The organism is Bacillus sp. JJ722 (assembly GCF_036963345.1).
In the GTDB taxonomy this organism is placed as follows: Bacteria; Bacillota; Bacilli; order Bacillales; family DSM-1321; genus Bacillus_AD.
Genome location: NZ_JBALMO010000178.1, coordinates 1 through 8,687, shown reverse-complemented (window position 1 = coordinate 8,687; position 8,687 = coordinate 1). Strand labels below are relative to the sequence as shown.

The following is an 8,687-nucleotide window of genomic DNA, read 5'->3' as shown; positions in this document are numbered from 1 at the left end:
TACTAAGGGTGTAGCGTTTCGTTACATCCTTTTTTATATTCAAAAATTAATCAATGGAGGGAATCATTAATGAAAGAATCAATTAGTCAAGTAAAGGAATCAATTAACTATTTAAAAAATGATGTGAACGAATTTGGTAAAAGCTTGGGAGCTATGCAGGAGAGTATTAACGAATTACAAGCAGATTTTAAGGAATACCAACGCTCTCGATTAGAGGAACAAATTGAACGTAAAATCATGAATAAACTTTTACATGAACAGTACGAAGCAATAATTACAACTTTAAAGAAAAATACGGAGCAATTGGATGAGTTAGTTGAAAAAAGTAGAGGTGATGAAGTTGAACATTTACGAAGCGTTAAATAAAATCACACTCAAAAAACGTCTATATTTTACTTGGAAACACGATATTAGGTTTAAACGTGATGTTGAAAAGAAGAGTGAAGAAGAATTTTTAAAAGAGGTTCAACTTAAAACATTTGATGGATTCATTAAGTGGGAGAAATCGAGTGAATACAAGCAATTGCTTATGATATTGCTCGATAGTAAAGTATCTAGTGATTTTGATGAAATTTACTCTATTGTGAGTGAGCAAGCGAAAAAAGGTGATGAAAAAAGTGTGCGATTATTCCTCTCATTACAAAAGGAAATTCAATCATATGCTAAAGTTGCAGCAAAGCAATTCCAAACTGTTATTGAGGATGAGCAAGAAGAGGAAGATGATGATTTAGACTTAAATTAATCTGATACGAAGATTGTTTGTCTGAGGTTGGGAAGTTAACCGTGACAATAAGTCACACCTAAAATAATTAACTCTGACTGCTCAAAGTTGAGCCGTGGAAAATAATGATTCACTTGGGGATAATTTTCCCTAAGCAGAAAAAGGAGAGGTACACAAATTTAGTGTACCTCTTTTATATTGGAGGTGGATAGATGATTAAGTCTATTCAAGAAAGGAAATTACAAAAAGTAGTCGGTGACTTTAGATTATTTGCGAAGAATTTTATTAAGATCATAGATAATTTTGGCAACAGTGTTCCCTTTGTATTAAACGCTGAACAAGAAAATTTCACTAATACAATGGAGAAATATAATATCATTTTGAAGGGTCGCCAAATTGGTTTTACTACGTGGTCACTCGCATTCATGCTTTATATGGCGTGTACTAAGCCCGATACCTCATACATGATAATGACACACCATAGTAAAGTTACTCAATCATTATTCCGCAAATTAAAGAAGATGTATAAGTCTTTACCACACGATCATCCAAAGTACAGTCATTTATTCCCTAAGTTAGATATTAGTAACCGTGATGAAATGTTATTACAAAATGGCTCTAGGATAATCGTTGCTACAGCCGGTGGGGAAGATGCTATTTCAGGTAATACTTTTGAATTAATACATTTTTCTGAGATGGCTAAATATCCTGCTGAATCACAAGAAGAAATTATTGCAACTGCTATTCCTGCACTAGCTAAAAATCCTAATAGTAAAATTTGTATCGAGAGTACAGCCCTTGGGTTTAATTATTATCAAGAAATGTTTGTAAAAGCCTATAGAGGTAAGGAATCAGTATGGAAAGCACATTTCTATTCATGGCTTTCTGATGCCTATCATAAACAATTTAAACATTCATTTGACGAAGCAGAACAATGGTTTAGATTACATAATAAAGGTGCTAGAATGACTAAATCTCATTTAGAGAAGGATGAAATAGAGCTACAAGAAAAGTATGGAGCTAACTATAGACAATTGATGTTCAGAAGGTATTATATTGAGACAAATGCATTAGATAAATTTCAAAGGGAATTCCCTACATTTCCAGACGAAGCCTTTCAGACAAGTAATAAGAGTGTATTTGATACTGGTAGGATTGTTGAACGTATACAGTATGCTATTGAACCATTGAAGGGTAAAGACGTTGTTGATTTACCAACGACACTTCAAAATCAATTAAATAAGAATCTATTCATCTATCATTTACCTAAGAAGGGAATCAGACACTATGCAGGTGTGGACGTTGCCAGTGGTAGTGGTGGAGATAACAGTACAATGAGTGTATTTGATGCAGAAGGACAACAAGTTGCTTCATTTTATTGTAATAATATTCCTGTCTATAGGTTTGCAGAGATTGTAAACGAATTAGGCAGTTTTTTTAATTATGCTTTCATTTGTGTAGAGCGAAATAGCTATGGTTTGCCATTGATTGAGAAGTTACGTAAGGACTACGGATACATGAATCTTCTTAAACAAAAAGTATTCGATCAAAAGGGTAAGAAGAAATTACAATTAGGATTTATGACAACTAATACAACTAAGCCTACATTAATCAATGATTTGAAGGAATCCTTTGAGTTAGGGTTAATTAATATCGAATGTGTTCAGACATTAGAAGAAATGAAAATCTATCAAGACAATAACGGAAAGATGGGTAATAAAAAAGGTAATAGTCTACATGATGACTTAGTAATTAGTGTGGCTATGGCAGTACAAGCGATTAAGCAGAGTAAATATTATGTAGATATTTGAGGTACATCTAATGTACCGATAAAAAAGAAGGAGTGAAGATATTTGAAACTACAAGACTATATTAATACATATCATGATGGTCGTAGTGATTGGTTCATTGAAGAAGTATCTAATGCTGCTCATCAACTGAGAATAAATAAAGTTAATTCATTAAAGGATTATCTTAATGGTGAACATGCAATCTTAAACAAACAACCATATAAGTACAATGGTAAAGAGTTCCATCCACGTAAGATAGTATTGCAGTATGCTAAGACATTGTTAAACTTTCAAAAGTCTTATCTGTTGCAGAATCCATTAACATTAACAGGCAATGAGAATGTGGTAGGAGAGTATCAGAAAGTTAATAAGCAAGGTAAGTATGATAGGTTTAATCTGAAGGTACTGGATAAGTTATTGAAGTATGGTACAGTTGCAGAGTACATATATATTGACAATGGTGTGATTAAATCTAAGTTGATTGATCCTGCTGAGTGTTATCCAGTGTATGACCATGAAGGTAATCTCTTATCAGTCATTGAAGCCTATATGGTGAATGGTGTACATTATTATACTGTGTTTAGTAACGAGATTGTACAAAAGTATGATAATTATGGTGGAGATTTAAGACTTAAAGAACAATATGCAAGTCTTAGTGGTTTACCTATTGTATATACGACAGAGAATGAATTATCTATTACTGAAGGTAGAAGTGAATTAGAGGATTGGATTAATATTCTCGATAATATGGAAGATATGATTAGTAAATACACAGATTCATTTTACAAGTTTATGACTCCTATACCTGTAATGATTGGTCAACAATTAAAAGGTGATGGTATTCCTGCAAATGTAGTTGGTGGAGGAATGAATCTAGATGATGGCGCAGAGTTTAAACTTGTTAGTAATGGATTAGATTATAAGACTTTCGATACCATTTACAAGGCTCTGGTACAATCGTTACTAGATATATCTCAAACACCTGCCGTATCTATGAATAAAACTGATATAAGTAATTTGTCAGAAGTAAGTATTAAATTATTATTCCAATTAGCAGATATTAAGGCAGCGATAAATGAAGAATATATGCGTGAAGGATTGGAGCAAAGGTTTGATAAAATTAAGCAATTGTTAGAGAAATATAAGGGTATTGTGGTCAATGAGGATGACTATGAGACATTAGATATTAATTTCCAATATGCTACACCATCTAATGACAGTGAGGTTATCGGTAATATTAAAGAGCTACGTAAACTAGGTGGATTGAGTTTAGAAAGTTTATTGGAGAATAGTCCATATACAACAGACGTTAGAATGGAAATGGAACGATTGAGAGAAGAGAATATAAGTAGTACAGTTGTCAGTGATGAAAGTAACAGTATGGATTGATATATACCTATGAGGGTATAATTAAGTAGAAATGTAGGTGTGACAAGGGTTTATGCTTGATAGGATAATATCCTCGTCCGCTTACATGTTATACAGCATGGGGCATGTAAAATAATACAGATGTGAGTTAAATGTGGCAACGTATCCACATTTGAAAAATAATGTCAAGTGAATGTACTTTACAAATGATTAGATTAGGTTAGATCGTAGATACGAATATACTAATTTAGAGCTAGCATCCTCCATTTATAAATATACTACTATATACATTATATAGAGTGATTTGATAGCTAGTATAAATAGTATAGGAAGTAGTCAGAAAAGCCTTTATATCAACACTTTATATACCTCACATGGTATCTAGTTTACATAATAAAGGTTATTGGAAGTTGTTGGTATATAAACGTTTTGAGAGGGTAATGTATAGGATGCTGGATATATGTCATTTATGCAGTATGTTTTGTGTATAAAATTATGTATTTTTTGGGTGTATTCTCTAATTATTCTAATGAAATTTTGCTTTTATTTGATGTGATTATTATATAACGATACCTCTAACTCTTAAATTTTGTCCATAGCATGTCATTTTACACACCCACGGAAAAAATTAAATAAAACAAGTCCGTCTCACCGACCTGTTTATTCATCATTACCCACAATATTATACATTGATGAGTCATTTAAATCATTTACCTTTGCCGCCTTTGTTAGTTCTATCTATAAAATCGTTAATGGTGTCCCTAGGGTCTTGTTTGCGAACAAATAGCATGTTTTCCAACTCCATTTATTATAATGTCTATTTCTATGCTTGAATCTGGAAAATATTACATTGTATGGAAGGGTAAAACTTCTATTATGTCGAAATTAGTAGACGTAAGGGAGGGTTATAATGTTTAAAGTAATTATTTCTATATGTTTATCATTTATTTTAGTAGGGTGTAGTAATCCAAGTGATTCAAAAGTTGAAAAGAAGGAAGTTAAATCGGAAGTGAGTAGTAGGCACAAAGAGTTTATTGAAATGATTTTATCCCAAAAGTATGAAGAAGTACTAAAGGAAACAACAATGATGAGTGAAAAAGGTGATAGTGATTACTTCAATATGGCTTCATTATTGAACGATAAAAAAAATTTTAATACTAGTAACTATATAGATTCATCCAGTGTTAGTAGTAAGGTTAATTATGAACATGTAAGAAGTTCCATAAATGGAATGCAAAACATGTACAGCAATATAGAAAACATACCTGCTGAATTGGATGATGAAATGAATGATCTTCATACTTGGCTTGAAGGAAAGGCGAAAGAATACGATAAACTTGTTCTCGAAGACTTACTTGCGGATTATAGTTATCGTGCCGGAGTTAAAGAGAGTGAACCAGTGAAAATAGGGATGACACAGGAAGAAGTAATAAAAGATGGTTGGGGATCACCAGAGGATATTAATAAAACTATTACTGCAGATGTTGTTTCAGAACAATGGGTGTATCCTAATTATAACAATTTATATTTTGAAGATGGAATTCTAACTTCAATACAAAATTAATGATTAGTAATATTTCTTATGTTTATGCTTTTGAAAGGATATACCTCTTTTGTGTCGAAAGTAGTAGAAATAAAGGGGAGGTGAGATACCAATGAAAATACAAATTATATGTGAAAAGTGTAATGTTATTGCTGAATTAAATTCTTCTAGTTGGCAAAATTCTAATATTAATAGTATCAACGATTATTTTAGGGTTCAAGATGGATATGATACAAGCATAGATAGTAATATAAGTAATTCTTTTATTCAAAAAATCGTTGATGCAAATGAAGAAGAAGTTGAAGGAATTCTAGAAAGAGACATGTTAGATCAAATAGAGGTCGATGAAAAATTAGATGAACTAGAATTTATTTGTAATAAATGTGGAGATTCTATTTCGTTGAACAGTTTTTAATAGCACTTTACACTCTACAATTATGTAGGGTGTTTTTTATTATGTCTTAGAAAGGAGAAATAAAATGAATAATTTAGATCGCCTAAAAATTGAAATAAAAGGTATCACACTTACAGATGAGGAGCTAACAATATACCTACAAGAGAATAACCTAGAACCTACTATTACATATAATCCACAATCGCAGCGAGATAAACTAGCTATCTACAATACTGCATTATCCATTTTGGAATCAATTGCAAACAATCCCCAAACAATGAAAGTCTATAAGTATGAAGAAGATATTACTATAACTCAGTTTCACGAGAATTTAATGGCTCGTATTGACCAATTGGAAAGAAAGGTACGTGATATGAAATCTAATTTGGATAAAGAAACCATGAGCAACACTACATTTATGTTATTTGATTCTTGATGTGCTTATTATGCATATCTGAGGTAAACAATCTTTGCATCAGGTATAGGAAGGAGGAATATGATGATTAATTTAGTAGATGATATGACTTATTTTATTAATGAAGTAGGTAAGGATATTACAATAGGTGATGTTACAGTAAAGGCTCTAATTAAATCATTCCCTGTTGGTGATTTTGATGATAAAGAAATCAGTACGTTACATCCTATCAAACGTGGCAACATAGTTGAATTTGATGAAATAGATTATCTAGTGATAAGTGAATCAGTGTCTAAAAAGCCATTACTATTCAAAGCAAAGATGAGAAATATCAATCATACGATTATTAAGAAAGGTGAAATAGTTCCCATCAAGTGGGACAAATTTGGGAATCCAATTGAATGGACGGAAGGTGAAGATAAGACTTTCTATTGTATAGTTGATACTCAAAAGTTTGCTATTGCTGAAGGGGCTGTTAGAGTAGCTACAGGTGAGATTATTATTACTATTGCAGATAATGAAGAATACAGATCAGAGTTTGCTATTAATAGTACAGTGGATGTTGTAGGTGGAACATATAAAGTTGTTAATCATGATTTAACTAAAAAGGGATTAATCACAATGACCTGTGAGAAGGTTACGGTGTGATTTCAAAAAAATAGTAGAAACAAAATGAAAATTTAACCATTACGATGTTAAAAAATGAAATATTTATTAGACAATCATTATTTTTCATGGTATATTTTTCTTAACAGAATAGTGGCTTTAAAAAATGGACTAAACCATTGATATATCAACGTTTTTGGCACAAATGGGAATGAAACCATCACAAAAGAAAATCAATCAAATGATGAGTGCTATGAACAAGCAAATGAAATAATAAATCGCTTTTATATCAAGGGTTTACAGGGTGTCGACATTATAACTGAAAGAGATCAAAGTTACTTTGTTTTATCTTTCGTTTCTAATATTATAGCTCCATAAAACGCTTTTGGTTTAGTATTTCGCAGACCATCTTTCTCGATGAAAAAATCATTGGAAAAGGTGGTCTTTTCATGTTGTTAGAAGATGTAATCAAGGAAAAATACTACTATTGTCAATCAAAAACATCAGTAAATTGAAAATATAAGTAGGAGATAGGGCAGGGTTTTACACTAAAGAGAAACAAAATGTCATGGGAAGGTGAAGTGAATAATCTAGAGAGTCTGAGAGAAACTATTATACGTGAAGTAATTCAAACAGGAGGAATTCTTATGACTCATTTTAAAGACCATCATCATACTGGAGAAGTTGTTAACGAAACCGGTACTTATATTTGTTCTACGGGAGAGGAGAAACAGCTTAGACAAGGTGATACATTTCCGAATTGTCCTTCCACAGGTGGAGAAATAACTTGGACACATGCAAGCCATACTCATAGCACTGGTGAAACTGTAATGGAATCTGGTCATTATATAGATGCAGATGGTGATCATGTTGAGCTTAAGCAAGGAGATACATTCCCAAGTTGTCCTGCTACAGGGAAATCTGTTACTTGGGCACACGAACAATAACATAGGAATCCCCATCTCTTAGAGAGGGGGATTCCTATGTTACAACTACATTTAAAGAAACTTGATTTTACACACTACTATTTCCTATATACTAATTAATCTTTTTGAGGTAAATAGTCTATTTAACAACACAGATATCCATAAAATGGTCTTGGGCAACATACAGGTAAAGGTTGTGGACAACATGAGAGTGGAGAATGAGGATATCAGTATCCACCATAATCGTATCCACAGCCATACCCGTAACCAAATCCTCCTCCTAGAGCTGCACCTAGCGCTAATTCTCCTAGAAATGGAAATCCAAAATCAAAAGGACGACCAAAACCAACTATTCTACTATCATTCATATCAATTGGAACTTGTAAATACAAAGTAATCCCTCCTGTTTTTTTAACTCCATAAATAATATTCTTAAAGAGTAAAAAACTATTGGGTATATATAACAAGCATTAGTTTTGTCCATATAATAAATACCTAAACTAAAACGTATGTAAATATATATTCATTTTATCAGATATAAAATTGAAATGAGTTGATCTATATTTTTAAAATGTGTAGTAATTTTCTCTCTATTGAATAATTTAATTATTATGTTAAGTTATAGGTATGAATTAAAAAAGAGTGTGTTATGGAGATATTCAATTCATGGTCAATTGTTATTGGATGTTTTAACACAACTACATACTGAAAAGTCTTCCCTATTAGTTATCGAGGATACAGAGACTATTCGAGTGGTTGGAATAAATAGAAGTTCCAAAATGGAGTAGCAAATATAAAAAGAAAAACTTCTAGCACATTTGATCAAATAAAAAAGTTATTAAATTTATAGTCTGAAAATTGTGAATTTTTTAAGGATTTATATCTGTTTAGAGAGGTATAACTGTTATATTGTAGAATTATACT

General features: G+C 31.7%; 10 protein-coding genes and 1 pseudogene. 10 read left to right on the top strand and 1 reads right to left on the bottom strand.

Features of this window, described 5'->3' with window-relative positions; all coding sequences use genetic code 11:
* Nucleotides 1–69: 69 nt before the first annotated feature.
* The 10 genes and pseudogenes from V7014_RS19670 (at nt 70) to V7014_RS19625 (ending at nt 7,784) form a co-directional block, all read left to right on the top strand.
* A complete protein-coding gene (locus tag V7014_RS19670) occupies nt 70–366 on the top strand; it encodes a hypothetical protein (RefSeq protein WP_335509502.1) in 297 nt (98 codons plus the stop codon).
* On the top strand, nt 335–742 hold the full coding sequence (locus V7014_RS19665) for a hypothetical protein (RefSeq protein WP_335509500.1): 408 nt from the start codon (nt 335–337) through the stop codon (nt 740–742). The genes V7014_RS19670 and V7014_RS19665 overlap by 32 nt, the downstream gene beginning before the upstream one ends.
* Nucleotides 743–933: 191 nt before the next feature.
* A complete protein-coding gene (locus V7014_RS19660; RefSeq protein ID WP_335509498.1) occupies nt 934–2,532 on the top strand; it encodes a terminase large subunit domain-containing protein in 1,599 nt (532 codons plus the stop codon).
* A 42-nt stretch (nt 2,533–2,574) separates the two neighbouring features.
* Nucleotides 2,575–3,900: a phage portal protein gene (locus V7014_RS19655; RefSeq protein ID WP_335509496.1), complete on the top strand. Its 1,326-nt coding sequence runs from the start codon at nt 2,575–2,577 to the stop codon at nt 3,898–3,900.
* A gap of 889 nt (nt 3,901–4,789) precedes the next feature.
* Nucleotides 4,790–5,443 carry a hypothetical protein gene (locus V7014_RS19650; RefSeq protein WP_335509494.1) on the top strand — a complete coding sequence of 218 codons (654 nt, stop codon included), beginning with the start codon at nt 4,790–4,792 and terminating at the stop codon, nt 5,441–5,443.
* Nucleotides 5,444–5,534: 91 nt separating this feature from the next.
* On the top strand, nt 5,535–5,837 hold the full coding sequence (locus V7014_RS19645; RefSeq protein ID WP_335509492.1) for a hypothetical protein: 303 nt from the start codon (nt 5,535–5,537) through the stop codon (nt 5,835–5,837).
* 64 nt (nt 5,838–5,901) lie between these two features.
* Entirely contained in the window at nt 5,902–6,252 is a 351-nt protein-coding gene (locus V7014_RS19640; protein ID WP_335509490.1) for a hypothetical protein, read from the top strand.
* Nucleotides 6,253–6,315: 63 nt separating this feature from the next.
* Entirely contained in the window at nt 6,316–6,879 is a 564-nt protein-coding gene (locus tag V7014_RS19635) for a hypothetical protein (RefSeq protein ID WP_335509488.1), read from the top strand.
* A 154-nt stretch (nt 6,880–7,033) separates the two neighbouring features.
* A pseudogene (locus V7014_RS19630) lies at nt 7,034–7,111 on the top strand (YneF family protein); the annotation flags it as partial.
* A 373-nt stretch (nt 7,112–7,484) separates the two neighbouring features.
* Complete coding sequence (locus V7014_RS19625) at nt 7,485–7,784, top strand: hypothetical protein (RefSeq protein WP_335509487.1); 300 nt, start codon at nt 7,485–7,487, stop codon at nt 7,782–7,784.
* 206 nt (nt 7,785–7,990) lie between these two features.
* Here V7014_RS19625 and V7014_RS19620 read toward each other — a convergent pair whose 3' ends face one another.
* Nucleotides 7,991–8,155, bottom strand: coding sequence for a hypothetical protein (locus V7014_RS19620; protein WP_335509485.1), 165 nt, complete (start codon nt 8,153–8,155; stop codon nt 7,991–7,993).
* Between the last annotated feature and the right edge of the window lie 532 nt (nt 8,156–8,687).

What these genes read in the sequence shown, in the direction of transcription:
- V7014_RS19670 (WP_335509502.1), top strand. Translation starts at nt 70, where the DNA reads ATGAAAGAATCAATTAGTCAAGTAAAGGAATCAATTAACTATTTAAAA.
- V7014_RS19665 (WP_335509500.1), top strand. Translation starts at nt 335, where the DNA reads ATGAAGTTGAACATTTACGAAGCGTTAAATAAAATCACACTCAAAAAA.
- V7014_RS19660 (WP_335509498.1), top strand. Translation starts at nt 934, where the DNA reads ATGATTAAGTCTATTCAAGAAAGGAAATTACAAAAAGTAGTCGGTGAC.
- V7014_RS19650 (WP_335509494.1), top strand. Translation starts at nt 4,790, where the DNA reads ATGTTTAAAGTAATTATTTCTATATGTTTATCATTTATTTTAGTAGGG.
- V7014_RS19645 (WP_335509492.1), top strand. Translation starts at nt 5,535, where the DNA reads ATGAAAATACAAATTATATGTGAAAAGTGTAATGTTATTGCTGAATTA.
- V7014_RS19640 (WP_335509490.1), top strand. Translation starts at nt 5,902, where the DNA reads ATGAATAATTTAGATCGCCTAAAAATTGAAATAAAAGGTATCACACTT.
- V7014_RS19635 (WP_335509488.1), top strand. Translation starts at nt 6,316, where the DNA reads ATGATTAATTTAGTAGATGATATGACTTATTTTATTAATGAAGTAGGT.
- V7014_RS19625 (WP_335509487.1), top strand. Translation starts at nt 7,485, where the DNA reads ATGACTCATTTTAAAGACCATCATCATACTGGAGAAGTTGTTAACGAA.